Raw genomic sequence first — 25,408 nt, forward strand, 5'->3', positions numbered from 1 at the left:
CCTCGCCCGGTCCGCCGCCGCAGCGCTGCCCCGCGCAGCGCAGCCGGCGGGCCGGGCGTGACCACCGTGCACCGTGGCGGTGCCCCCGCCGCTGCGGTGCACGGTGCTCGCCCGGGCCCGCGTGCCCGAGCCCCTGAGCGACACCCGCACCGCGTCGTCCTGCCGGAAGGTCAGCCCGTGAGCCAGCCCACCCCCGTCGTCGAGATGCGTGGCATCTCCATCGAGTTCCCCGGCGTCAAGGCGCTCCAGGACGTCGACTTCACGCTCCGCCCCGGCGAGGTCCACGCCCTCATGGGCGAGAACGGCGCCGGCAAGTCGACGCTGATCAAGGCCCTCACGGGGGTCTACGCGATCGACTCCGGCAGCATCGTGGTGGACGGAGACCCCCACACGTTCACCGGCCCCGCCGCGGCGCAGGCCGCCGGGATCAGCACGGTGTACCAGGAGGTCAACCTCTGCGCGAACCTCACGGTCGCGGAGAACGTCATGCTCGGCCACGAGCCGCGCCGGCTCGGCGCGATCGACTGGCGGGCCATGCGCCGCGCCGCCGCGGAGCACCTGGCCCGGCTCGACCTCGACATCGACCCGTCCTCGCTGCTGTCGTCGCACTCGATCGCCGTCCAGCAGCTCGTCGCGATCTCGCGCGCGATGGTCGTCGACGCGAAGGTCCTCATCCTCGACGAGCCCACGTCGAGCCTCGACGCCGACGAGGTCCGCCAGCTGTTCGCGGTGATGCGCTCGCTGCGCGCCCGCGGCGTCGCGATCCTGTTCGTGAGCCACTTCCTCGAGCAGGTGTACGAGATCAGCGACCGCATGACGATCCTGCGCAACGGGCGGCTCGTGGGGGAGTACGCGACCGCCGAGCTGCCGCGCCTCGAGCTCGTGTCGAGGATGATCGGGACGTCGATGCAGGTGCTCGAGCAGCTCGAGGAGGCCCCCAAGCGCTCGGTCGCGGCGCGCGCCGACACCACGCCGTACCTGCAGGCCATCGGGCTGGGACGGCGCGGGGCCATCGAGCCGTTCGACCTCGACGTCTACGCGGGCGAGGTCGTCGGGCTCGCGGGCCTGCTCGGCTCGGGCCGCACCGAGCTCGCGCGCCTGCTCACGGGCGCCGACCGGGCGGACGCGGGCACCGTCCAGGTCGAGGGCGTGGCGACCCGGCTGCGCACGCCGCGGACGGCGCTCGGCCACAAGATCGCGTTCTCCTCGGAGGACCGCAAGGGCGAGGGCGTCATCGGCGACCTGACCGTCCGGGAGAACATCATGCTCGGGCTCCAGGCCGAGCGCGGGTGGGCCCGGCGCATCTCGGCGAAGCGGGCCGACGAGGTCGTCACGACGTACGTCGAGGCGCTCGGCATCCGCCCCGCCGACCCGGACGCGCTGCTGCGCAACCTCTCGGGCGGCAACCAGCAGAAGGTGCTGCTCGCGCGCTGGCTCGCGACGGCCCCACGGCTCCTCGTGCTCGACGAGCCGACGCGCGGGATCGACGTCGGCGCCAAGGCCGAGATCCAGCGGCTCGTGGCCGAGCTGGCGGCGGACGGCATGGCGGTCGTGTTCATCTCGGCCGAGCTCGAGGAGGTCCTGCGCCTGAGCCACCGCATCGCGGTGCTGCGGGACCGTGTGAAGATCGCCGAGGTCGCCGGCGACGAGGTCGAGCTCGACCAGGTCGTCGAGCTCATCGCCAGCGGAGGACGGTCATGAAGGACGCACTGACGACGTTCACGCGCAGCCGGATCTTCTGGCCGGTCGTCGCCCTGGTCGCGCTGCTCGTCGCGAACACCCTCAAGACCAGCAGCTTCCTGAGCGTGCGGGTCCAGGACGGGCACCTGTTCGGGGCGCTCGTCGACATCGCGCGCAACAGCTCGCCGCTCCTGCTGGTCGCGCTCGGCATGACGCTCGTGATCGCGACGCGCGGGATCGACCTCTCGGTCGGCGCGGTCGTGGCGATCTCCGGGGCGGTCGCGTGCTCGTTCATCGCGTCGTCGCCCGACCCGGCGAGCCCGGTCACGGTGCTCACGGCGGTCGGGATCGCGGTCGCGCTGTCGCTCGTGCTCGGCGTGTGGAACGGGTTCCTCGTGTCCGTGGTCGGGATCCAGCCGATCATCGCGACGCTCGTGCTCATGACCGCGGGCCGCGGCATCGCGATGCTCATCACGGGCGGGCAGATCACGACCGTCAACTCCCCGCCGTTCAAGACGATCGGCTCGGGCTTCTGGCTCGGGCTGCCGGTCGCGGTGTGGGTCGCCGGCACGGTGTTCGTCGCGGTCGCGGTGCTGACGCGCCGCACGGCCCTCGGGATGCTGCTCGAGTCGGTCGGCATCAACCCGTCGGCCTCGCGCCTCGCGGGCGTGCACGCCCGGACCCTGATCTGGACGGCGTACGCCCTCGCGGCGACGTTCGCCGGCATCGCGGGCCTCATGATCAGCTCGAACGTCATGGCGGCCGACGCGAACAACGCGGGCCTGTTCATCGAGCTCGACGCGATCCTCGCGGTCGTCATCGGCGGCACCTCGCTCGCGGGCGGCAAGTTCTCGCTCTCGGGCACGCTCGTCGGGGTGCTCGTCATCGTCACGCTCACGCTGACCGTGACGATCCTCGGGGTCCCGCCGTCGGTCACGCCGCTCTTCAAGGCCGTCGTCGTCATCGCGGTGTGCCTCCTGCAGTCCCCGGTCGTCCGGGCCAAGCTCGCCGCGCGCCGACGCCCCGCCGTCGTCGCGCCCGTCCCCGCGAAGGTCGGTGCCTGATGATCGTCCACGAGCTCGAGCCCGCTCCCAGCCCCACCGGCGGCACGCCGCCCTCCGGGGCAGCCGGCGGCGCCCTCACCCGCGTCGCGTCCGCGCTGCGTCTCGACCGGCGCTACGTGCCGGTGATCGGCACGCTCGTCGTGCTGCTCGGCATGTTCGTGCTCGGCGCGAGCCGCTACGAGAACTTCCTCTCGGGCCGCGTCATCTCGAACCTGCTGATCAACAACTCCTACCTCGTCGTGCTCGCGGTCGGCATGACGTTCGTCATCATCGCGGGCGGCATCGACCTGTCGGTCGGGGCGGTCGTCGCGCTGTCCGGCATCACCGCCGCGTCGCTGTTCCAGAGCGGCTGGCCCGCGTCCGTCGTGATCCCGCTCGTGATCCTCATCGGCTCGGTGCTCGGCCTGGTCGTCGGCGTCATGGTGCACGTGTTCGAGATACAGCCGTTCATCGCGACGCTCGCCGCGATGTTCCTGGCGCGCGGGCTCGCGTACGTCGTGAGCCTGTCGTCGATCCCGATCACCGACGAGACGATCGTGTGGCTGTCGAGCACGCGCATCCCGATCGGGGAGACGTGGTCGCTCACGCCGAGCGGCATCATCGCGCTGCTGGTCGTCGCGGTCGCGTTCGTGGTGCTGCACTACACGCGGTTCGGCCGCACGGTGTACGCGATCGGCGGCGGGGAGCAGTCGGCGGTGCTCATGGGCCTGCCGGTCGCGCGCACCAAGGTGCTGATCTACGTCATCAGCGGCACCTGCGCGGGCATCGCCGGGTTCCTGTTCACGGTGTTCTCGCGCTCGGGCTACTCGCTCACGGGCGTCGGGATGGAGCTCGACGCGATCGCGGCGGTCGTCATCGGCGGCACGCTGCTCACGGGCGGCAGCGGCTTCGTGCTGGGCTCGGTGCTGGGGGTCCTGGTGCTCGGCCTGATCCAGACGATCATCACGTTCGAGGGCACGCTCAGCTCGTGGTGGACGCGCATCGTCATCGGCGCGCTGCTGCTGGCGTTCGTCGTCATCCAGCGGCTGCTGCTGGTCCGCCGCCGCGTGTAGCGGCTCGAAGGTCTCGCGGGGGGAGGGGCCTCCTTCTCGCGCGCGTTCTACAACGTCGTAGAGAAGGAGAAGCCCATGACAGCTCCGTCAGCACGCCTGCGCCTCCCGGCGCGGATCGCGGCCCTCGGGCTCGTCGGGACGCTCGGGCTCGTCGCCCTGCCGTCCGCGACGGGTGCCGCGTCCGCCGCACCGCCGCCCGGGACGGTGCCCGAGGGGGCGTGGGTCGAGGAGTTCGACGCGTCCGCCCTCGGCGACGACTGGTCGGTGGTCAACGAGACGCCCGCGAACCTGTCGCTCACCGCGAACCCGGGCAACCTCACGCTCACCTCGCTCGCCGGCGACACGTGGCAGACGTCCAACACCGCGCGGAACGTCGTGCTCGTCGACGTGCCGGTCGGGGACTTCACGGCCGTCACGCAGGTCACCGCGCCGGTCGCCGCCGACTTCCAGGGCGCCGGCCTGATCGCGTGGCGCGACATGGACAACTACGTCCGCGCCGGCCTCGCGCACGTCTCGTTCGCCGAGGGCGGGCCCGTCGTGATCGAGAACGGCGTCGAGACCGCCGCGACGTACGGCTCGACGTTCACGGCGCGCCCGGGCTCGGCGTCCGAGGTCCTCCGGCTCCAGCGCACGGGCGACACGATCACCACGAGCTACTGGGCGGACGGTGCCTGGGCGACCGCCGCCGAGGTCACCGTCGGCTTCGACGTCACGCAGGTCGGCGTCTACGCGCTCGCGTCGCAGGCCGGGATCGCGCACGACGCCGTCTTCGACTGGTTCGCGGTCGACGCCGCCGAGGGGCAGCCGTTCGTGCCCACGGGTGACGTGACGCTGCACGGCCCGGGCGACGAGCTCCGGCACCTGACCGTCGCGACCGACGACGACGCGCGCGCGCTCGAGCTCTCCGCGACGCGGCCCGACTCGACGGTCGCGCTCACCGTGACCCCCGTCGAGGGCGGCGCCGACGGCGCGGTCCACCTCGCCGCCGGCGACCGGCCGGTCGTCGTGGCCGACGAGGCGCTCGTGCTCGGCGACGCGGGCCAGGACCCCGCGAACCTGCGGTTCGTCGACGCGGGCGGCTCGCGCCTCGTGCTCGAGGTGCTGGGTGGGACCGGCGGCTTCGTGGCCGTCGCGCACGGCGGCGCGCTCGTCGTCGGCCCGCGCGACGAGGCGGTGCGGCTCACGCTCGAGGGCGTGCGCGCCGAGCACGCGACGATCACCGTCGACGCGTCCGGCCCGACCGTCGACATGAGCGACGACCTCTACGGCATCTTCTACGAGGACATCAACCGCGCGGCGGACGGCGGGCTCTACGCCGAGCTCGTGCAGAACCGGTCGTTCGAGTACTCGACCGCCGACAACGCCTCCTACACCCCGCTCACGTCGTGGGAAGAGGTCGAGCGCGGCGGCGCCACGGGCAGCATCGAGGCGGTCGACGACGCCGAGCGCCTGAACGAGAACAACCGCACCTACCTGCGGCTCGACCTCGACGAGGCGGGCGCGGGTGCCGGCGCAGGGGTCGGCATCCGCAACCTCGGCTACAACACCGGCGTCTTCGTCGAGGCCGGCGAGACCTACCGCTTCTCGGCGTTCGTCCGCCGCACCGCCGACCACGACCGCCCGCTGACCGTCCGCGTCGAGTCCGCGGACGGCACCGAGGTCCTGGGGGAGACCACGGTCACCGCGGAGAGCGACGAGTGGACCAAGGTGACCGGCGAGATCGCCGCGACCGGCACCTCGACGACGGGCCGCCTCGTCGTGCTCGCCGACGGCACCGGGACCGTGCGCCTCGACATGGTGTCGCTGTTCCCGACCGACACCTACCAGGGCCGGGAGAACGGGCTCCGGAAGGACCTCGCGCTGCTCATCGAGGAGATGGACCCGCAGTTCGTGCGGTTCCCGGGCGGCTGCGTCACCAACGTCGGCACGTTCGACCCGTACGAGGCGCCGAACTACGACCGCAAGCGCACGTACCGCTGGAAGGAGACCATCGGCCCGCTCGAGGAGCGCCCGACCAACTACAACTTCTGGGGCTACAACCAGTCGTACGGCCTCGGCTACCTCGAGTACTTCCTGTTCGCCGAGGACCTCGGCGCCGAGCCGCTGCCCGTCGTCTCGGTCGGCGTCAACGGCTGCGGCGGACCCGCGCCGCTGACCGATCCCGAGAAGCTCCAGGAGTGGGTGCAGGACACGCTCGACCTGATCGAGTTCGCCAACGGCGACGTCACGACCGAGTGGGGCGCCGTGCGCGCGTCGCTCGGCCACCCCGAGCCGTTCGGGCTCGAGTACATCGGACTCGGCAACGAGGAGGTCCAGCGCGAGTTCCTCACGAACTACCCGCTGTTCCACGACGCCATCCGCGCCGCCCACCCGGACATCAAGATCATCTCGAACTCGGGTCAGACGTCCGCGGGCGCGTGGTTCGACGAGCTCTGGGACTTCGCCCGGGACCAGGACGCCGACCTCGTCGACGAGCACTACTACAACTCCCCGGACTGGTTCCTCGCGAACACGCACCGCTACGACGACTACGACCGCACCGGTCCGAAGGTCTTCATCGGCGAGTACGCCTCGCGCGGCAACACGTTCGGCAACGCGCTCGCCGAGGCCGCCTTCATGACGGGCATCGAGCGCAACTCCGACGTCATCGAGCTCGCGTCCTACGCGCCGCTGCTCGCCAACCAGGACTACGTGCAGTGGGCGCCGGACGCGATCTGGTTCGACAACGCCCGGGCGTACGGCTCCGCGAACTACTACGTGCAGAAGCTCTTCGCCACGAACCAGGGCGACGAGGTCCTCGCGAGCACGCTGACCGGGGCGGGCGGCGAGGTGGCGCCCGACGTGACCGGCGGCGTGGGCCTGTCCACGTGGCGCACCCAGGCCGCGTACGACGACGTCCGGGTCACCGCGAACGACACCGGCGAGGTGCTCCTCGCGGAGGACTTCGCGGACGGCACGGCCGACGGCTGGACCGCCACGAGCGGGCAGTGGGCCGTGACGGACGGCGAGTACGTGCAGTCCGACGGCGGGGTCGAGGACGCCCGCTCGACGGGCCCCGCGGCCGGCTGGAGCAACTACACCTACGAGGTCGACGCCCGGAAGATCTCCGGCACCGAGGGCTTCCTCGTGATGTTCGGCGTGCAGGACACCGGGAACTACTACTGGTGGAACCTCGGCGGGTGGAACAACACCCGCTCGGCGATCCAGCAGGCCACCGGCGGCGGCGCGACCGAGGTCACCGGGAGCACCACGACGATCGAGACCGGCCGCACCTACCGGGTCAAGATCGAGGTCTCCGGGCGCACGGTCAAGGCCTACCTCGACGGCGAGCTCGTCACCGAGTTCACCGACACCACGAGCGACGAGGACGTCCACCAGGTCGTCACGCGGGACCGCGAGACCGGCGACACGATCGTCAAGCTCGTGAACTCCTCGGCCGAGACGATCCGCACGGACGTCACCGTCGAGGGCGCGCCGGTCTCCGAGACCGGGACGATCACCGAGCTCACCGCGGACTCGCTCGCCGCGACGAACACCATGGCGGACCCGGAGAACGTCGTCCCGGTCACGCGCACGTCCGAGCGGCTCGGCAACGCGTTCACGTACGACGCGCCCGCGCACTCGGTCACGGTGATCCGGCTCGCGCCGGGCGGCGAGAAGGCGCCGTCGACCACGGCCGTCCAGCTCGCGCCGGCGAAGGTCAAGGCCGGCAAGGAGTCGAGGGCGACGGTCACCGTCCGCGCGCAGGACGGCCCCAGCTCGACGACCCCGGCCGCCGGGACGGTGACCCTGCTCGTGGGCGACCGCGTCGTCGGCGAGGCGAGGCTCGACAAGGGCCGCGCCCGGTTCACCCTGCCGGCCGACCTCGCCCCGGGGACGCACACCGTGACGGCCCGCTACGGCGGGACGGCGACCGTGGCGCCCTCGGAAGGGACGGCGACGCTGACGGTCGAGGCGAAGCCGCGCAGCTGACCGCAGCCGCCCGCACGGCGGTGACGCACCGGGGCCCCGGGTCGGTCGACGACCCGGGGCCCCGGTGGCGTCCCCGGCGCGAGCCCGGCGACCCGGATGCTGCGTCGAGCGGGTGAACTGTCGGGTATCCGGGGCTTCGACCGTTGCGCCCGATACACCCGTGACGGAACATGAAGTCCGGCGGCACCGGAACGCGGCAGGGCTCGACGACGGGCCCCGGACGGGCCGTCTCAGGGGGGAAATCAGTGAACAAGCGTGGATCAGTCATGTCCGTCTCCGTCGCCGCGTGCGCGGCCGCGGTGCTGGTCACGGGTATGGCGGCGCCCGCGTCGGCCTACTCGAAGGGCCGCACCACGCAGCTCGGGGTCGCGGAGTGCGCGACCGACATCAACGAGCGCGGCACCATCGTGCTCCGGACGTCGCTCTACCGCGACGGCCGCACCCAGCCCCTCCCGGGGGGCCTCACGTCCGCCTCGCTGATCAACAACCGTGGCCACGTGGTCGGCGCGGTCGACGGCCAGACGGCCGTCTGGAACGGCACCGAGACGGTCCTGCTGACGCCCGTGGACCCCGAGGACGCGTACGTGTTCGTCAACGCGATCAACGAGCGCGGCGACGTCGTCGGCACCTCCTCGCAGCTGGGCGGGGCGTCCCGCGCCTTCCTCCGCACCCGCGAGGGCGTCGTGACGGTGCTGTCCGCGCCGGGCGTGACCGCCGGGGCCAACGGGCTCAACGACCGCGGCCAGGTCGTCGGCTACGTGTTCGAGGACGGCGTCCAGGTCGCGGTGCGCTGGAACCGCGACGGCAGCATGACTCGCCTCGCGCCGCTCGCGGCGGGTGCCGGTGCGCTCGCGGACGACATCAACGACAACGGCCAGGTCGTCGGGTACTCCTACGACGCGTCGGGCAGCGGGCGCATGCACGCGGTGCGCTGGACGCGCGCGGACCGCGTCGAGTCCCTCGACCCGGTGGGCACGGCCATCGCGGGCGCGGTCGACGTGAACAAGTACGGGCGCGTCGTCGGCTCCCTCGCGCTCGACGGGGCGACGCAGCAGGGCTTCGTGCGCGACAGCTCCGGCCCCACGCGGGTCGTCCCGCTGAGCCAGGCGGGCCGCGTCGAGGTGCTCACCGCCGTCAACGACTACGGGCAGGCCGTCGGCTGCTCGTTCGGCGACTTCGACGAGAGCGCGGTCGTCTGGCGCTCCTGAGCTCCGTCGGGGACGCCCCCGGACGACCAGCGCCCCCGGACCTCGACCGAGGCCCGGGGGCGCTGCTGCGAGCGGGTCGTCAGGGCCGCGACGCGAAGCGCTCGAGCAGCTCGGCGTGGCCCGAGACGATGATGAGGTCGTTCGCGGAGATGCGCGTGTCCGGCTCCGCGTACACGAACTCGACGCCCGGGCTCTTGACCCCGATGACCGTGACGCCGTAGCGCTCGCGGATCTTCGACTGCGCGATCGTGAACCCCTGGGTCTCGCGCGGCGGGCGCATCTTGACGACCGTGAACCCGTCCTCGACCTCGATGTAGTCGAGCAGCTTGCCCGAGACGAGGTGCGCGACGCGCGAGCCGGCGTCGGCCTCGGGGAGGACGACGTGGTGGGCGCCGATGCGCTGCAGGATGCGCGCGTGCTCGGCGCTGATCGCCTTCGCCCAGATCTGCGGCGTGCCCAGGTCGACGAGGTTGCCGGTGATGAGGACCGACGCCTCGAGGTAGGACCCGACGCCGACGACCGCGACGGGGAAGTCGCGCGCGCCGAGCTGCTCGAGCGCCTCGGGGTTGGTGCAGTCGGCCTCGACGAGCGGGACGCGGCCCGCCCACTGCGCGACGAGCTGCGGGTCCCGCTCGACCGCGAGGACGTCCTGCCCGAGTCGTTCGAGCGTCGCGGCGATCGCGGACCCGAACCGGCCCAGGCCGATCACGAGCACGCCCGCGTCGCGCTTGGGCTCCTTGCTGCCGGGCGCGGAGCGGGTCCCGGGCTGCTGCGGTGCGTCAACCAATGATCGGCCTCTCTTCCGGGTACCGGATGACCCGACGACGGCTCCGCAGCGCGAGGGCTGCGGCGAGCGTCATCGTGCCGGTCCGGCCGATGAACATGAGTGCGACGAGCACGTACTTGCCCGCGTCCGGCAGGTCCGGGGTGATTCCGGTGCTGAGGCCCACGGTCGCGAACGCGGAGATGACCTCGAACAGGATCCGGTCGAGCGTGAGGCCCGTGATCCCGAGGAGCAGGAGGCTCGCGACGAGCACGATCGTCGCGGAGACGAGGGAGACCGCGATCGCGACCTGCAGCGCCTCGCGCGGGATGCGCCGGCCGTACGCCTCGACGTCACGGTCGCCGCGCCCCTCGGCGACGATCGCGAGCAGCATGACCGCGAGCGTCGTCACCTTGATGCCGCCCGCGGTCGACGCCGAGCCGCCGCCGACGAACATGAGCGCGTCGTTGATGAGCCACGTCCCCTCGTGCATCTCGCCGATGTCGACCGTCGAGAACCCGCCCGAGCGCGGCATGACCCCCGCGAACAGCGACGCGAGGATGGTGCCCGGCCAGTCGAGCGGCGCGAAGGTGCCCTCGTTGCGCCACTCGAACGCGGCGACGAGCACCGAGCCGACGACGACGAGCGCCGCGCTCGTGGTGAGCGTCAGCTTCGAGTGCAGGTTCCACGTGCTGGGGCGGCGCCACCGGCTGCCGATGTTCAGCAGCACGGGGAAGCCGAGGGAGCCGATGAAGACGCCGACGATGATCGGCAGCAGGACCCACCAGTCGGAGACGAACGGCTCGAGGCCCTCCGCGGTCGGGATGAAGCCGGCGTTGTTGAAGGCCGAGATCGCGTAGAAGACGCCGTACCAGACCGCGTCCCCGAGGCTCTCGCCGAGCATGAGGAACCGTGGGACGAGGATCGCGGCGATCGCACCCTCGAGCACGAGCGAGGTGACGATGACCGTCCGGAGCAGCGAGCCGACCTCGCCCAGACGGGTGGTCTTGGTCTCGGAGGTCACGAGCAGGCGCTGCGTGAGCCCGATCCGGCGGGACACCGCGAGGCCGAGGATGGACGCGAGGGTCATGACCCCGAGGGCGCCGATCTGGATGCCCACGAGGATCGTCACGAGCCCCGCGGTGGACCAGTAGGTGCCCGTCGGGACGACGACGAGGCCGGTCACGCACACCGCCGAGGTGGCCGTGAACAGCGCGTCGACGAACGACGCCCGCTCGCCCGTGGCGGTGGCCCACGGCGCCGAGAGCAGGCCCGCGAAGACGGCGACGACGGAGGCGAAGACGCCGATCGCGAGGCGCGCGGGGGACTGGCGGGCCAGCCGGTCGACCATCTCGCGACCGGACCAGAACGCTGCCGGGAGGCCCCGAGCCATCCCACCTCCTGCACCTGCGGCGCGACCTCGCGGTCTCTGGCGCGCGCCGGGACCTCTGACGGGCACCACTCTGACACGGCGAGCGGCGATTCCGGCGCCCGACGACGTCCGCCCGGCGCGTGCGCGCAGTCACATCACCCGATGACTTGGTTGAACGTTCAAGATTACCGGTGCTCCTGCCGATGAGAGGAGCACCCCCACGGACGGGGTCGGGACGGCCACGGACGGTGATGATGGACGAGCAGGGCGGCGTGAGCGTCGTCGACCACCCGGTCGACGCACGGAGCACCGGGGCGCGCGGCAGGCACGCGCTCGACCCCGCGTCCCGCGTCGGCACCCGCCCCACCACAGCCGCCGTCGACGCGAACCCCGCGCCCTCGGCCCACACCCGCCTCGCCGTCGCCGCCCACCCCGCACCCGCGGCCGGGCAGCTCCTCGGTCCTGCCGCCGACGACGCGTCGGCCGAGCCCGCGGACGTCCCGTGGCTCCAGCGCATCATCGGCCTCGTCGTCCTCACGATCGCCCTGTCCGCCGCCGCGCTGCTGTGGGTCACCGTCGGGGCCGGGGTCCCGCTCGAGGAGCACCGCCCCGCCGAGACCACGCTGCTCGGCTTCTGGCACGTGCTCTACGCCACCGAGGTGCCGACGGCCCGCGTGCTCGTCGCGGCCGTCGCGTTCGCCGTGCTCGTCGCCGCCGGCGTCGCGCTGCTCGAGCGGCGGATCGCGAACCGCTCGCGCCGCTCCGCCGATGTCCGCACCGACCCCCTCGCCCCGAAGCTCGTCATGGCGCGCACGCGCGGCGTCTGGGCGGGCCCCGTCACCGTCACCGTGCTGATCCCGGCGCACGACGAGGAGGCGTCGCTGCCCGCGACCATCGCCTCGCTGCTCACGCAGTCGCACCGTCCCGAGCGGATCGTCGTCGTCGCCGACAACTGCACCGACGGCACCGTCGAGGTCGCGCGCCGGGCGGGCGTCGAGGTCATCGAGTCGGTCGGCAACACCAAGAAGAAGGCCGGGGCCCTCAACCAGGCGCTCCGCCAGGTGCTGCCGGGCCAGGGCGACAACGACCTCGTCATGATCATGGACGCCGACACGAGCCTCGACGACGGGTTCCTCGAGGTCGCCGTCGCCCGCATGACGAGCGACCGGGCGCTGCTCGCGGTCGGTGGGCTGTTCTACGGCCAGGAGGGCTCCGGGATGCTCGGGCAGCTCCAGCGCAACGAGTACATCCGGTACGGGCGGGAGATGCGCCGGCGCCGCGGGCGCGTGCTCGTGCTGACCGGGACGGCGTCGCTGTTCCGTCCCCTCGCGCTGCGCACGGTCGCCGAGAGCCGCGGCGGCGCGCTCCCCGGCCGGCGCGGCGACGTCTACGACACCGCCGCGCTCACCGAGGACAACGAGCTCACGCTCGCGCTCAAGTCGCTCGGTGCGCTCATGATCTCGCCCGAGCAGTGCACGGTCGTCACCGAGGTCATGCCCACGTGGCGCACGCTCTGGGCGCAGCGGCTGCGCTGGCAGCGCGGCGCGCTGGAGAACCTCGGCGCGTACGGCACGACGCCCAAGACGTTCCGGTACTGGGCGCAGCAGCTCGGCATCGGCTACGGCGTCATCGCCCTGTTCTGCTACTTCGCGCTCATGGCGCTCATGCTGCTGTCGAGCGACGGCTGGATCTGGTTCCCGTTCTGGATGGGGCTCGGCGTGCTGTTCACCGTCGAGCGCGTCGTGACGGTGTGGAAGGGCGGGTGGCGCGCCCGGCTGCTCGCGGTCCTCATGGTCCCCGAGCTCCTCTTCGACGCGTTCCTCGACCTCGTCTACGTCAAGGGCGTCCTCGACATCTCCCTCGGTCGTGAGGCGGGCTGGAAGCACGTGCAGCACGCCGCGCCGGGACCCACGGCGTCCGCGCCCCTGACCGTGACGGTGGCCTGACGTGCTCGCGCAGGCGTCGGCGGTCGTCGCCGCCCAGGGGCTCGTCGGGGGATCGGTGCTGCAGTCGGGGCCGCTGCGCGTCCTCGCGGCGTTCGTCACGATCAACACCGTCATGTACAGCGCGCTCGCGCTCGCCAAGATCCTGCCCAAGCTGTACCCGGGCGGGTGGTTCCCGAGCCGCAACCGCCGCGCGGAGGACCGCAGCATCTACCCCGAGGGCTGGGACGGCGAACGCTGAGGTGCGGGCGTCGGCGCCCGGGCGCCGCAGGTCCGGGAGCGTAGAGCCCCCGGGTGCCGGCGTCCGTCAGAGCAGCCCGAGGTCCCTCGCCCGCGCGACCGCCTCGGCGCGCGTCGAGACGCCGAGCTTGCGGTAGACGCTCCGCAGCTGCGACTTCACGGTGTTGCGCGAGACCCACAGCCGCGCGGCGATCTCCTCGACCGTCACGTCCTGCGTCAGCTCGGCGAGCACGGCCTGCTCCCGCGGCGTCAGCGCGAGCCCGGTCCGGGTCGTCGGCCCCGTTCCCTGCCTGTTCATGTCGTCCCCCGGTGACGGCGGGTCCGGACGCGGCGTTGCGTCCTGTGCCGTCAGCAGAGGAGAGGGGCGGACCGGGCCGTCATGACGCGACTCCGGCGTGCCCGATGAGGCACGCCGGAGCCCGGACGGCGGGGCGTCAGCGGCGCGCGGCCGGATCCACGGCGGACGGGGCCCGGTGGGACGACCCCCGCGTCACGAGGTGCAGGACGAGCCCGACCGCGAGCAGCCCGAGCGCGAGCAGCCAGTGGCGCAGCTCCTGCTGGGTCAGCAGCACGAGGCACGAGACGATCGCGAGCACGGGGATGACGACCGGCGTGCGGAAGTGCGCGTGGTCGACCGTGTCGCGGCGCAGCACCAGGACCGCGACGTTCGTCGAGAGGAACACGAACAGCAGGAGCAGCACGACGGTCGAGGCGAGGTCGACGAGCTCGCCGGTCACCGCGAGCAGGATGGCGACCGCGGTCGTCACGACGATCGCGACGCCGGGCGTCCGGCGCCCCGGCAGCAGCCGCGCGAGGGGCGAGGGGAGCAGCCCTTGCTCGGCCATCCCGAACGCGAGGCGGCTCGCCATGATCATCGTGAGGAGCGCGCCGTTGGCGACCGCGACGAGCGCGATCACCGCGAACAGCGTCGGCGGGACGCCACCCGCGGCGCGCACGACCTCCAGCAGCGGCCCGCTCGACTCCGCGAGCTCCTGCGGACCGACGACCGCGGGGGCGACGAGCCCGACGAGCACGTACACGACCCCGGCGGTCGCGAGCGCGCCGAACAGCGCCCGGGGGTACACGCGCGAGACGTCGCGGACCTCCTCGGCGAGGTTCGCGGAGGTCTCGAAACCGACGAACGAGTAGAAGGCGATGAGCGCGCTGCCGAGCACCGCGGCGGCGGCGCCGGTGCCCTCGGGTGCCTCGGCGATGCGGCTCAGGTCCGCCTCGCCGCGACCGAGCAGCAGCGCCCCGAGCACGATCACGATCAGCAGGCCCGTGAGCTCGACCGCCGTCATCACGACGTTCGCGCCGAGCGACTCCTTGATCCCGCGGGCGTTGAGTGCCGCGACGAGCAGCAGGAACACGATCGCGGCGGGCACCGCCGGGACGTCGAGGAACTCGGCCAGGTAGTCGCCGGCGAACGCGAGCGAGAGCCCCGCGGCGCTCACGACGCCGGCCGCGAGCATCGCGAACCCGACGAGGAACGACAGCCACGGCCTGCCGTACGCGCGCTCGGCGAACACCGCCGAGCCGCCCGCCCGCGGGTACTTGGTCACGAGCTCGGCGTAGGAGAACGCCGTGAGCAGCGCCATCGCGAGCGCGACCGCGAACGCGAGCCACACGAACCCGCCCGCGGTGCCGGCCATCTCCCCGACGAGCGCGTAGATCCCGGCGCCGAGCACGTCGCCCAGGATGAAGAGGAACAGCAGCGGTCCCGTCACTGCCCGGCGCAGGCCGGGGGAGGCGGTCTCGGTCGTCGTCATGCTGAGAGTATCCGGACACCCGTCCGCTTCCGCGCGTCGAGCCCGGGAGACCGCCGGCTGCCGGACGGCTAGCGTGGGGGCATGGCGGACGTGCGGGTCGTGTGGTCCCCCGAGCTGCTGGCGTACGACTTCGGCGACGGGCACCCGATGAACCCGTTGCGCCTGGACCTCACGATGCGGCTCGCGGACGCCCTCGGGCTGCTCGGCGACGGGGCCGGCGTCCGCGTCGTGGGTGCCGAGCCCGTGGGCGACGACGTGCTGGAGACGGTCCACGAGCACGACTACGTGGTCGCCGTGCGCGCGGCGTCGGACGGCGGGAGCGGGGACCTCCTGCGTGGCCTGGGCACGACCGACGACCCGGTGTTCCGGGGCATGCACGACGCCGCGGCGAGGATCGTCGGCGGCAGCGTCGATGCGGTGCTCGCGGTCTGGGAGGGCCGCGCGCTGCACGCCGTGAACCTGACCGGCGGCATGCACCACGCGATGCCGGGCGCGGCGTCGGGCTTCTGCATCTACAACGACGCCGCTGTGGCGATCCGGCGGCTGCTCGCGGCGGGGGCACAGCGGGTCGCCTACGTCGACATCGACGCGCACCACGGCGACGGAGTCCAGAAGGTGTTCTGGGACGACCCCCGGGTGCTCACCGTCTCGGTCCACGAGAGCGGCCACACGCTGTTCCCGGGCACGGGTCACGCGCGCGAGGTCGGGGGGCCGGGTGCGCAGGGCAGCGTCGTCAACGTCGCGCTCCCCGCGCGCACGAGCGACGCCGGCTGGCTGCGGGCCATCGACGGCGTCGTCCCCGCCGTCGTGCGGGCCTTCGAGCCCGAGATCCTCGTGACCCAGCACGGGTGCGACGCCCACGTCGAGGACCCGATCACGAACCTCGACGTGAGCATCGACGCGGAGCGGGTCGCGGCCGAGCGGCTGCACGAGCTCGCGCACGAGCTCACGGGCGGGCGGTGGATCGCGCTCGGCGGCGGCGGGTACGCGGTGGTCGACGTGGTCCCGCGCGCCTGGGCGAACGTCATCGGCATCGCGTCGCACCACCCGGTGCCGGCGACGACGCGCATCCCGGAGCAGTGGCAGGTCGAGGTCGAGGCCCGGTACGGGCGGCGGGGTCCGGGCAGCATGTCGGACGGCCAGGACGCGCGGTTCCGGCCGTGGTCGGCGGGCTACGACCCGTCCGACGACGTGGACCGGGCGGTGCGTGCGACGCGCACGGCGGTGTTCCCGCTGCTCGGGCTCGACCCCGACCACGACTGAGCCGCGGCGACGGTTTTTCACTCTCGCCTCCCCTTTCACACGAGCCACACGACGGCCTAGGGTGAGCCAGCGACCCGCACGGGTTCGTCGGCGGTCCCCTCTGCCGGTGCTGGCGACGCCCCCGCGTCGTCGACGAGAACAGCGAGAAGAGCGATGTCGAGCGACCAGCCAGCACGCGTGCGGTTCCTGACCGTCGCGGAGGTCGCCGACGTGATGCGCGTGTCGAAGATGACCGTGTACCGGCTGCTGCACTCGGGCGAGATGCCGGCGGTCCGCGTCGGGCGCTCGTTCCGTGTCCCGCAGGACGCGCTCGACCACTACCTGCGCACGGCGGCCCTCGACCGGGACCGCCTGACGTCCTGACCCGTCCGGCGCGCTGCGGGTCACGCGGGGCCGCGTGCCCGTGGAGGGCGCGTCGCCGCGTGCCCTGCTGATCGCGTAAGGTAGGCGAGGACTTTCCCGTGCGTGGGCGTTTCGGCTTCATGAGCATCGACCGTGCCGCGCGTCGATCGGACGACCACCTGGGACGCGCATGCGCTCCCACCGGAAGCAAGTGAGGACCCATGGGCTCCGTCATCAAGAAGCGCCGCAAGCGGATGGCCAAGAAGAAGCACCGCAAGCTGCTGCGCAAGACGCGCCACCAGCGCCGCAACAAGAAGTGACGTCGCCGCTGCGGCGGCTGTAGTCCTGTAGTCCCCGTCAGGCCCGGCATCGTGCCGGGCCTGACGTGTTCCTGCACTTCAACGCCGCTCTACATCGATGTAGCATGGCGCGCATGACAGCGACGCAGCCGTCCGCCCCGGGCCACGCGAAGCCCGGCGCGCCCCTGGCCGAGCCGGGCCCGGGCACCGGGCCCACCGCGACCGGCGCGTCACCCCACGTCCGGCTCCAGCCTCTGCCGTTCGCCGCGACCCGGCTGTCCGAGGACGGCGAGCTGGGCCGGTGGCAGGCGCTCAACCGCACCGCGACGCTCCCGCACCTCGTGGAGAACCTCGAGTCGTCCGGTGCGCTCGACAACCTGCGGCGCGTCGCGGGGCACCACGACGGCCTGTTCCGGGGCTTCAACTTCGCCGACTCCGACGTGCACAAGTCGCTCGAGGCGATCGCGTGGGAGGCCGGGCGCCGCCCGGAGGCGCAGGACTGGGAGGGGTTCACGCGCGACGTCGTCGAGCTGCTCGCCGCCGCGCAGGACGACGACGGCTACCTCGACTCGCACTACCAGGAGCTCCCGCAAGACGGCGGGGACCCGGCGGCCCCCGCGGGCGTCGACCGCCGCTGGACCGACCTGCGCTGGGGCCACGAGCTCTACGTCCTCGGGCACCTCGTCCAGGCGGCCGTCGCGCGCACGCGCACGACCGGGCGCACCGACCTGCTCGACGTCGCCCGCCGCTTCGCCGACCACGCCGTGCGCCGGTTCGGGGCCGGGGGCGTCGAGGCGTACTGCGGGCACCCGGAGGTCGAGACCGCGCTCGTCGAGCTGTACCGGCTGACCGGCGAGCGCGCGTACCTCGACCTGGCGCAGCGCATGGTGGACCTCCGGGGGAGCGGGCTGCTCGGCTCCGGGCCGTTCGAGCCCGCGTACCACCAGGACCACGCGCCGGTGCGCGGCGTCACGGAGGCCACCGGGCACGCCGTCCGCCAGCTGTACCTCGCGGCGGGGGTCGCGGACCTCGTCGCGGAGACCGGCGACCGGGAGCTGCTCGACGCGCTCGTGCGGCTCTGGGACAGCGCGCAGGGCACCAAGGCGTACGTCACCGGCGGGCTCGGTGCCCGGCACAAGGACGAGTCGTTCGGTGACGCGTACGAGCTGCCGCCCGACCGCGCCTACGCCGAGACGTGCGCGGCGATCGCGAGCCTCCAGTGGGCGTGGCGCATGCTGCTGCTCACCGGCGAGGGCCGGTACGCCGACGAGATGGAGCGCACGCTCCACAACGCGGTCGCGGCGTCGACGTCGCTCGACGGCACGCACTTCTTCTACTCCAACCCGCTGCAGGTCCGCACGGGCCACGACGGGTCGAGCGAGTACTCGGCGTCGACGCGGCTGCCGTGGTTCGCGTGCGCGTGCTGCCCGCCGAACCTCGCGCGCCTCGTCGCGTCGCTGCACGCCTACGTCGCGACGCGCGACGAGCGGGGCGTCCAGCTGCACCTCTACGCCGACGGCACGATCACGCCGGCCGGCGACGGCGACGGGGACGTCCGGCTGCGGGTCTCGACCGCGTACCCGTGGGACGGCCGGGTGACGGTCGACGTGCTCGACGGCGGCGACCCGGGCGCCGGGGCCGGCGAGACCCGCGCGGGGGCGGCGGCGGAGGGCGACCCGCGCGGCGGGTTCGTCGGGGAGCTCGCGCTGCGCGTCCCGGGGTGGGTGCTGCCGGGGGGTGCGGTGCTCCGGGTCGACGGCGTCGAGCTCACGGTCGACGTCGCCGCGGTGCACGCGTCCGGGGGCTACGTGCGCGTCGCCCCCGGGGCCCGCCGCATCGAGCTCGACCTCGCGATGCCGCCCGTCGCGGTCCGGGCGCACCCGCGCGTCGACGCCGTGCGCGGCTGCGTGGCCCTGCGCCGTGGCCCCGTCGTCTTCTGCCTCGAGCAGGCCGACCTGCCCGCGGGCGTCGCGCTCGAGGACGTGCGGCTCGCGGCCGGCACACGGCTCGACGTCGGCCCGCCGGACCCGGCGATCGGGGCGCCGGTCACGATCGAGGCCGACGGCGTGCACGTGCCGGCGGCCGCGGGGATGCTCGCCGTGGTGGGCGCGGGGGAGGTCCCGGTGGGCGCCGGCGGCCCGGTCGGGCCCGACCTGCGGGACCCCGACGCGCCGCTCGCGCCCCTGCGGCTGCGGGCGGTCCCGTACCAGCGCTGGGCCAACCGGGACGAGGGCGCCATGCGGGTGTGGGTACCGGTGCAAGGATGGGCGCCGTGAACGGGTCGAAGCGAGGTGGCGCGCGGAACGGTACCGCGACGATGCACGATGTCGCCGAACGGGCGGGCGTCTCCATCAAGACGGTGTCGAACGTCGTCAACGGGTACCAGTACATCCGCCCGGCGACGCGTGCGCGCGTCGAGCAGGCGATCGAGGAGCTCGGGTACCAGGTCAACATCTCGGCCCGGAACCTGCGCCAGGGCCGCACCGGGATGATCGGCCTCGCGGTCCCCGAGCTGAGCCTGCCGTACTTCGCGGAGCTCGCCGACTCCGTGATCCAGGCGGCCGACGCGCGCGGGCTCACCGTGCTCATCGAGCAGACCAACTCGGTGCGCGAGCGCGAGCTCGAGGTGCTCTCGGGTCAGCGCCGCCACCTGACCGACGGCCTGATCTTCTCGCCGCTGAGCCTGGGCCCGGAGGACCGCGCGTCCTTCGAGGTCGACTTCCCGATGGTGCTGCTGGGCGAGCGCATCTTCGGGGGGCCCGCGGACCACGTGACGATGAACAACGTCGAGGCTGCCCGCGCCGCGACGCGCCACCTCCTGGACCTCGGTCGGCGCCGCGTCGCCGTGATCGGCGCGCACGAGGGCGAGTCGGTCGGCTCGGCGGCGCTGCGCGTCCAGGGGTACGAGCAGGCGCTGACGGAGGCGGGGGTCCCCCTCGACCCGGCACTCGTGGGCGAGGCGGGCCTGTGGCACCGCGCGACGGGCGCCGAGGCCATGCACCGGCTGCTCGACTCCGGGACCGAGATCGACGCGGTCTTCGCGCTCAACGACGCGCTCGCGCTCGGCGCGCTCCACGCGCTGCACGCCCGGCGCGTCGCGGTGCCGGAGCAGATCGCGGTGATCGGTTTCGACGACATCGACGACGCGGCGTACTCGTCGCCGACCCTCTCGACGGTCGCGCCGGGACGCGAGCAGATTGCCCGCACGTCGGTCGACCTGCTCATCGCGCGCATCGCGGACACCTCGCGCTCGCGCCCGTTCGAGCAGGTCGTCGCCGACTACGAGATCGTCGCGCGCGAGTCGACGCTCGGGGTCGCGGGCTCGACGCCGGTGGCGCCGGTGCTCGGGCGGTCGGTCGTCGCCTGACGGGCGGCACGCTCCCGCACGTGCGTGCGCGGCGCGAGCCGTGCCGGCGGACGCACACGCGGACGCGGACGCCCCCCGGCGGCAGGCCGTCCCGTCAGCGGGCCTCGTCCGCCCGGGTCGGCGCGTCGCCGGTCCGCACCGCCGCGTCCTCGGCACCGGCGCGCGCGTCGTCGGCAGGGCCGTGCGACCCGTCCGTCGACTGCCGGGTGTGCGGCGCGTCGTCGGCCGCCACCTGCGCGTCGTCGGCCTCCTGCGGGGCGGCGGGCTCGCGGCCCGGGACGTGCACGGACGTCTCGGGCTCGGGGTGGCGACGGCCCTGCACGACGATGATCGCCACGCCGAGCGCGACGGCGACGAGCGCGCCCCAGACGTTGGCGGGCAGGCCGAGCGGCGTGACGCTGGTGGGGTCGATCCGCAGCATCTCGAGCCACACGCGTGCGGCCCCGTACCAGACGAGGTACAGGCCGAACGCCCGGCCCCAGCGCAGCCGGAAGCGCTTCTCGAGCACGAGCACGACCACGACGCCGAGCAGGTTCCAGAGGAGCTCGTAGAGGAACAGCGGGTGGAACAGCGTGCCGTCCGGCAGGCCGTCGGGGTACGCGCCGTTGGTCGCGGGGATCTGCAGGCCCCACGGCAGCGTCGTCGGGCGCCCGAAGAGCTCGTGGTTGAACCAGTTGCCGAGGCGCCCGATCGCCTGCGCGAGCAGCATCGCCGGTGCCAGCGCGTCGGCGAACGACCAGAACCGGATCCCGGCGCGGCGGCAGCCGATCCACGCGCCGACGGCCCCGCCGAGGAGCGACCCGAGGATCGCGATGCCGCCCTCCCACACGAAGAGCACGCGCACGGGGTCCTGACCGGCGCCGAAGTAGTCGCCCCAGTGCGTGAGCACGTGGTAGACCCGGGCCCCGAGGATGCCGAAGGGGACCGCCCAGATGACGATGTCGAGCACCGCGTCGGGGTGGCCGCCGCGCGCCGTGAGCCGGCGCGAGGTGAGCCACGCGGCGGCGGCGATGCCGGCGAGCAGGCACAGCGCGTAGGTGTGGAGCGTGAGGGGTCCGACCGAGAACGACGACCAGGTCAGATCGGGGCTGGGGATGCCGGCGCGCATGGGGGTCCTCCTGTCGACCGACCGTGACCCTACCGCCCGCCTGAGCCCCGTGGGGCGCCGCGGAGGACGGGCTCAGCCGAGCGTGCGGGTCCGCGGCGCGGCCGGGTCGGCGTCCGCGGCGTCGAGGGCTTCGAGCCGGTGGTCGACGAGCCAGCCGGAGAGCAGCAGCGGCAGGCTGAGCCCGGCGAGCGGGACGAGCACGGTGAGCTGGGTGGCGACGACCGCGAGCGCCGCGAGCGTGACGAGGACCGCGAGCCCGGTCAGCGGGGACAGCAGGGGAGAGAGGGCGACGTAGCGCCAGGTCGCGAGCAGCCCGTCGTCGGACCGGCGGGTGACCGGGAACAGGTGGGCGAGCGCCACTGCCGACCACGCGCCGACGAGCGTGAGGCCGGCGAGCATCGCGCCCGCGACCGGGCCGTCGGCCACCTGGACCACGGCGAGGTCGACGGCGAGCAGCGCACCGACGACCCAGAACGGGACGCCGAGCAGCGCGTGGCGGCGGAAGCCCGAGCGGTAGGCCGACCAGAAGTCGCGCCAGAGGCGCTCGGAAGGGTCGCCCGCGACGGCCCGGGCCAGCAGCCGGCCGCCCGACGCCAGCGCGGGGAAGAGCCCGGCGAGGACGATCCCGGCCAGCGCGCCCGCCACGACCAGCAGGTTCACGGCCACGACGTGCGCGGCGACGCGCAGGAACACCATGACGCGTCCGGCCCAGCCCGCCGCCTCGGTCATCGTCCGTCCCCCCGTCAGTCCGGCAACCGGGTGCCGAAGCTCGCCGTGCCGCGGCCGTCGAGCCCCGTGACGGACCACGCGGTGCGCTCCCGCACAGCGTCCCACGACGCGAGCACGACGCCGTCGAACGACTCCGCGCCGCGCACCCACGTGATCCGGCCTCCGCCGTGGTCGCGCACGTGCGCGAGGTCGGCCGGGGTCACGGTGAGCTCGCGCGACGCGGTCACGCCGGTCGTCGCACCGTCGAAGGTGACGACGTCCCAGCGGCCGGCGAGCGCGTCGAGCCGGTCGGGGACGACCGGGCCGCCACCGGGTGCCCGCTCCTCGCGGACGCCGGCCCACGGCTGCGGCGAGACGACCGGCCAGCGCCCGTGCGTCCAGACGAGCCGGCGCACCTGCACCTCGTGCTGCGTCGGGTCGTCGCCGTCGCGGACGTGGTGCACGTAGAGCTGGTCGGGGCCGTCGGTGAGGACCGCGCCGTGCCCGGGGGCGAGCCACGTGCGCCCGCCGCGGAACCGGTGGCTCGCGAGGACCGTCGTCCCGACGAGCGCCGGGTCGGTGTCGGTGTCGGTCAGCTCGTGGCCGAGGACGTCGTGGAAGGGGCCCGTGACGTGCTCGCCGACCGCCGCGCGCACGTGGTACGTCGAGAACAGCGAGTCGTAGGAGACGAGCAGCGCGTACCCACCACCGGGCCGCGGGACCACGAACGCCCCCTCGACGGCTCCCTCGACGCTCGTCGGCCGGCGCGAGACGCACGTGCCCACGTCGCCGGGGCGGGCGGCCAGGCCCGTCCGGGCGTCCAGCGCGAGGACGTGGATGCCGCCGAAGAACGACCCGTAGACGAGCCAGTGGTCCCCGTCGGCGTCGACGACCGCGTTCGCGTCGATCGCGTTGGGTCCGGGCGTCTCGTGCCGGCTCGTCACGACGAGACCGCGGTCCTCCCACGGCCCGAGCGGGTGCGACGCGACGGCGAGCCCGATCGCGGAGGTCCGCGAGCCGAACGTCGACGCCGACCAGTACATGCGCCACTCGGTCGTCGTCGTCGTCGTCGCCCGCTCGCCGCCGCCGCCGTCGGGCGCCGCGACCGGCACCCGCACCACGTCGGGCGCCCACAGCCCGCTCGCACCCGACCACGCCGCGCCGTCGGCCGGCACGCCCTCGAGCGCGTAGCCGGCGAACTCCCACGTCGCCAGGTCGGTCGAGCGGCGCACCTGCACGCCCGCACGGGGCGGGCCGCCGGAGAACGCGTCGGTCGAGAACAGGTAGTACACGCCGTCGTCGTCGCGCACCGCGGTCGGGTCGTGGGCGTGCCGGGGTCCCCAGCCGCTCGGGTCGGCCGGGTCGAGGGTCGTCATGCTCAGCCCTTCGTGCCGGTGAGCGCGACGGACTCGATGATCTGCCGCTGGAAGATCAGGAACACGATCAGGATCGGCAGCAGGGCCACGAACGACGCGCCCATGATGAGCGGGTAGTCGCGCTGCGTCGCGAACTCGACGTTGAGGTTGGCGATGACGACCTGCAGGGTCTGCCGCGACTCGGTGTTCAGGTACAGGATCGGCGCGAGGTAGTCGTTCCAGATCGCCATGAACCAGAGGATGAACTGCGCCGCGATCGCGGGCCGGATCATCGGCAGGATCATCACGCGGAAGATCTGCAGGTAGCTCGCGCCGTCGATCTTCGCGGCCTCGACGATGGAGTCCGGGACGGACTCCAGGTACTGCCGCAGGAAGAAGATCATGATGATGTTCCCGAACAGCAGCGGGACGATCAGCGGCAGGAGGGTGTCCACCCAGCCGATCTTCGCGAACATCACGAACTGCGGGATCATGATCGTCGGGAACGGGATCATCAGACCGGACAGCAGCCCGAGGAAGATCGCGTTCTTGAACGGCAGCCGGAGCTTCGCGAGCGCGAACGCCGCGAGCGAGGACGTGATCGACCCGACGACCGTGACGGTGCCGGCCACGATGATGCTGTTCCGGAAGCCCGAGAGGATCGGGGCCTCGGACCACATGCGCGTGAACGTGTCCCACTGCGGCACGTCCGGCCACAGCACGGGCGGCAGCGCGAAGACCTCGACCTTGCTCTTGATCGCGGTCGTGAACATCCACAGCAGCGGCGCGATCATCACGACGGCGCCGAGGACCAGCACCGCGAGGACGAGCCCGTTGACGAGGCGGTTCTGGGCGGCGACGCCCATGGAGTTTCTGCGGCTCATGTCAGGCCCTCACTCGATGCTGAAGCTGTTGCGCCGGTTCAGGCGGAACTGGACGACGGTGATGACGAAGACGAGGATCCCGAGCACGATCGACATCGCCGTGGCGTAGCCCATCTGCTGGTACCGGAACGCCTGCCGGACGATGTAGTAGACGATCGACGCCGAGCTGAACTCGGGCCCGCCGGTCGGCGTCATGATGTTGATCTCGGTGAAGATCTGCGACCCGGCGATGATGTTCGTGACGATGAGGAAGAACGTCACGGGCCGCACCATCGGGAGCGTGATCGAGCGGAACCGCTGGAACGCGTTCGCGCCGTCGAGCGCCGCCGCCTCGAGCAGCGACGCGGGGACCGACTGGATGGCCGCCAGGTAGAGCAGCATCGAGTACCCGAGGCCCTTCCAGATGGCCATGATGATCAGCGCGGGCTTGACGGTCGCGGTGTTCGCGAGCCAGTCGGGACCCTGCACGCCGAACCACGAGAGCACCTGGTTCACGAGGCCGAAGTCGCCGTTGTAGGCGAACTGCCACACGATCGCGATCGCGGCGAGCGAGGAGATCACGGGGACGTAGTAGATGGTGCGCAGCGCGGTGCGCCCGGGGATCTTCCGGTTGAGGGCCAGCGCGAGCAGCATCGCGAGCACGAGCCCGATCGGGATCCCGATCATGTAGAAGAACGTGTTCCACAACGACGTGCGGAAGTACTCGTCGCCGATCAGCCGCGTGTAGTTGTCGAGGCCGACGAAGGTCATCGGCCCGAGGCCGTTCCAGCTCGTGAGCGACGCGTAGGCGGCGAACACGACCGGGTACACGGTGAAGAGCAGGAACCCGAGGACGGGTGCGGCGACGAACGCCAGCGCCCAGCGGTGCTCGCTCTTGTGCAGGCGCCGGTTGGCCTGCTTGGCCCGCTGTTCGGGCGTCAGCTCCCGGCCGGGTCCCGCGGTGCGGGGCTCGTCGGGCGGTGCGGAGATGCTCGTGGTCTGGGTCATCCGAGGAGGTCCTTTCCTCCGGTCCCCGCCGC

Annotated in this window: 21 protein-coding genes; 12 read left to right on the forward strand and 9 right to left on the reverse strand. The window is 73.0% G+C overall.

Translation table 11 applies throughout. The features are described from left to right. Positions 1-204 precede the first annotated feature (204 nt). The 5 genes from NXY84_RS04635 (at position 205) to NXY84_RS04655 (ending at position 8,976) form a co-directional block, all read left to right on the forward strand. Positions 205-1,701 (forward strand): sugar ABC transporter ATP-binding protein, encoded by a 1,497-nt coding sequence (locus NXY84_RS04635; protein ID WP_258727116.1) that lies wholly within the window; start codon positions 205-207, stop codon positions 1,699-1,701. Then, entirely contained in the window at positions 1,698-2,744 is a 1,047-nt protein-coding gene (locus NXY84_RS04640) for an ABC transporter permease (protein ID WP_258725991.1), read from the forward strand. The genes NXY84_RS04635 and NXY84_RS04640 overlap by 4 nt, the downstream gene beginning before the upstream one ends. Continuing rightward, positions 2,744-3,796 (forward strand): galactofuranose ABC transporter, permease protein YjfF, encoded by a 1,053-nt coding sequence (gene yjfF / locus NXY84_RS04645; protein ID WP_258725992.1) that lies wholly within the window; start codon positions 2,744-2,746, stop codon positions 3,794-3,796. The genes NXY84_RS04640 and yjfF overlap by 1 nt, the downstream gene beginning before the upstream one ends. 75 nt (positions 3,797-3,871) lie before the next feature. Continuing rightward, entirely contained in the window at positions 3,872-7,768 is a 3,897-nt protein-coding gene (locus NXY84_RS04650) for an alpha-L-arabinofuranosidase C-terminal domain-containing protein (protein ID WP_258725993.1), read from the forward strand. Between the two features lie 266 nt (positions 7,769-8,034). Next, the gene (locus NXY84_RS04655; RefSeq protein WP_258725994.1) at positions 8,035-8,976 is read left to right on the forward strand and encodes a hypothetical protein; all 942 of its coding nucleotides are present in this window, start codon (positions 8,035-8,037) and stop codon (positions 8,974-8,976) included. A gap of 79 nt (positions 8,977-9,055) precedes the next feature. Here the strand turns inward: NXY84_RS04655 and NXY84_RS04660 are convergent, their stop codons facing one another. Beyond that, entirely contained in the window at positions 9,056-9,763 is a 708-nt protein-coding gene (locus NXY84_RS04660; protein ID WP_258725995.1) for a potassium channel family protein, read from the reverse strand. Then, complete coding sequence (locus NXY84_RS04665) at positions 9,756-11,132, reverse strand: TrkH family potassium uptake protein (RefSeq protein ID WP_258725996.1); 1,377 nt, start codon at positions 11,130-11,132, stop codon at positions 9,756-9,758. Before NXY84_RS04665 ends, NXY84_RS04660 begins: the two co-directional genes overlap by 8 nt. Positions 11,133-11,365: 233 nt before the next feature. On the opposite strand from NXY84_RS04665, the gene NXY84_RS04670 reads away from it, so the two are divergent. Together NXY84_RS04670 and NXY84_RS04675 are read left to right on the forward strand one after the other, a co-directional pair. Further along, entirely contained in the window at positions 11,366-13,057 is a 1,692-nt protein-coding gene (locus tag NXY84_RS04670) for a glycosyltransferase (protein WP_258725997.1), read from the forward strand. A gap of 1 nt (position 13,058) precedes the next feature. Continuing rightward, positions 13,059-13,295 carry a hypothetical protein gene (locus tag NXY84_RS04675; protein WP_258725998.1) on the forward strand — a complete coding sequence of 79 codons (237 nt, stop codon included), beginning with the start codon at positions 13,059-13,061 and terminating at the stop codon, positions 13,293-13,295. Between the two features lie 66 nt (positions 13,296-13,361). Here the strand turns inward: NXY84_RS04675 and NXY84_RS04680 are convergent, their stop codons facing one another. Together NXY84_RS04680 and NXY84_RS04685 are read right to left on the reverse strand one after the other, a co-directional pair. Beyond that, the gene (locus tag NXY84_RS04680; protein WP_258725999.1) at positions 13,362-13,592 is read right to left on the reverse strand and encodes a LuxR C-terminal-related transcriptional regulator; all 231 of its coding nucleotides are present in this window, start codon (positions 13,590-13,592) and stop codon (positions 13,362-13,364) included. Between the two features lie 136 nt (positions 13,593-13,728). Continuing rightward, positions 13,729-15,063, reverse strand: coding sequence for an APC family permease (locus NXY84_RS04685; protein WP_258726000.1), 1,335 nt, complete (start codon positions 15,061-15,063; stop codon positions 13,729-13,731). Between the two features lie 81 nt (positions 15,064-15,144). Here NXY84_RS04685 and NXY84_RS04690 point away from each other — a divergent pair, with 81 nt between their 5' ends. The 5 genes from NXY84_RS04690 (at position 15,145) to NXY84_RS04710 (ending at position 20,334) form a co-directional block, all read left to right on the forward strand. Then, positions 15,145-16,326, forward strand: coding sequence for an acetoin utilization protein AcuC (locus NXY84_RS04690; RefSeq protein ID WP_258726001.1), 1,182 nt, complete (start codon positions 15,145-15,147; stop codon positions 16,324-16,326). A gap of 153 nt (positions 16,327-16,479) precedes the next feature. Further along, positions 16,480-16,689 (forward strand): helix-turn-helix domain-containing protein, encoded by a 210-nt coding sequence (locus NXY84_RS04695; protein ID WP_034628694.1) that lies wholly within the window; start codon positions 16,480-16,482, stop codon positions 16,687-16,689. 200 nt (positions 16,690-16,889) lie between these two features. Beyond that, positions 16,890-16,988: a 30S ribosomal protein bS22 gene (locus tag NXY84_RS04700; protein ID WP_003792170.1), complete on the forward strand. Its 99-nt coding sequence runs from the start codon at positions 16,890-16,892 to the stop codon at positions 16,986-16,988. Positions 16,989-17,101: 113 nt separating this feature from the next. Continuing rightward, entirely contained in the window at positions 17,102-19,243 is a 2,142-nt protein-coding gene (locus tag NXY84_RS04705; protein ID WP_258726002.1) for a glycoside hydrolase family 127 protein, read from the forward strand. Between the two features lie 41 nt (positions 19,244-19,284). After that, complete coding sequence (locus NXY84_RS04710) at positions 19,285-20,334, forward strand: LacI family DNA-binding transcriptional regulator (RefSeq protein ID WP_258726003.1); 1,050 nt, start codon at positions 19,285-19,287, stop codon at positions 20,332-20,334. A gap of 94 nt (positions 20,335-20,428) precedes the next feature. Here the strand turns inward: NXY84_RS04710 and lgt are convergent, their stop codons facing one another. The 5 genes from lgt to NXY84_RS04735 all read right to left on the reverse strand — a co-directional run bounded on the left by lgt (position 20,429) and on the right by NXY84_RS04735 (position 25,376). Next, entirely contained in the window at positions 20,429-21,442 is a 1,014-nt protein-coding gene (lgt, locus tag NXY84_RS04715) for a prolipoprotein diacylglyceryl transferase (RefSeq protein WP_258726004.1), read from the reverse strand. Between the two features lie 72 nt (positions 21,443-21,514). Next, positions 21,515-22,171 carry a YesL family protein gene (locus NXY84_RS04720; RefSeq protein ID WP_258726005.1) on the reverse strand — a complete coding sequence of 219 codons (657 nt, stop codon included), beginning with the start codon at positions 22,169-22,171 and terminating at the stop codon, positions 21,515-21,517. 14 nt (positions 22,172-22,185) lie between these two features. After that, positions 22,186-23,526 (reverse strand): arabinan endo-1,5-alpha-L-arabinosidase, encoded by a 1,341-nt coding sequence (locus tag NXY84_RS04725; protein ID WP_258726006.1) that lies wholly within the window; start codon positions 23,524-23,526, stop codon positions 22,186-22,188. A 2-nt stretch (positions 23,527-23,528) separates the two neighbouring features. Continuing rightward, positions 23,529-24,389, reverse strand: coding sequence for a carbohydrate ABC transporter permease (locus tag NXY84_RS04730; protein WP_258726007.1), 861 nt, complete (start codon positions 24,387-24,389; stop codon positions 23,529-23,531). A gap of 9 nt (positions 24,390-24,398) precedes the next feature. Further along, positions 24,399-25,376, reverse strand: a complete 978-nt coding sequence (locus tag NXY84_RS04735) for a carbohydrate ABC transporter permease (protein ID WP_258726008.1) — start codon at positions 25,374-25,376, stop codon at positions 24,399-24,401. Positions 25,377-25,408 lie beyond the last annotated feature (32 nt).

It is taken from the genome of Cellulomonas sp. NS3 (genome assembly GCF_024757985.1).
GTDB lineage: Bacteria > Actinomycetota > Actinomycetes > Actinomycetales > Cellulomonadaceae > Cellulomonas_A.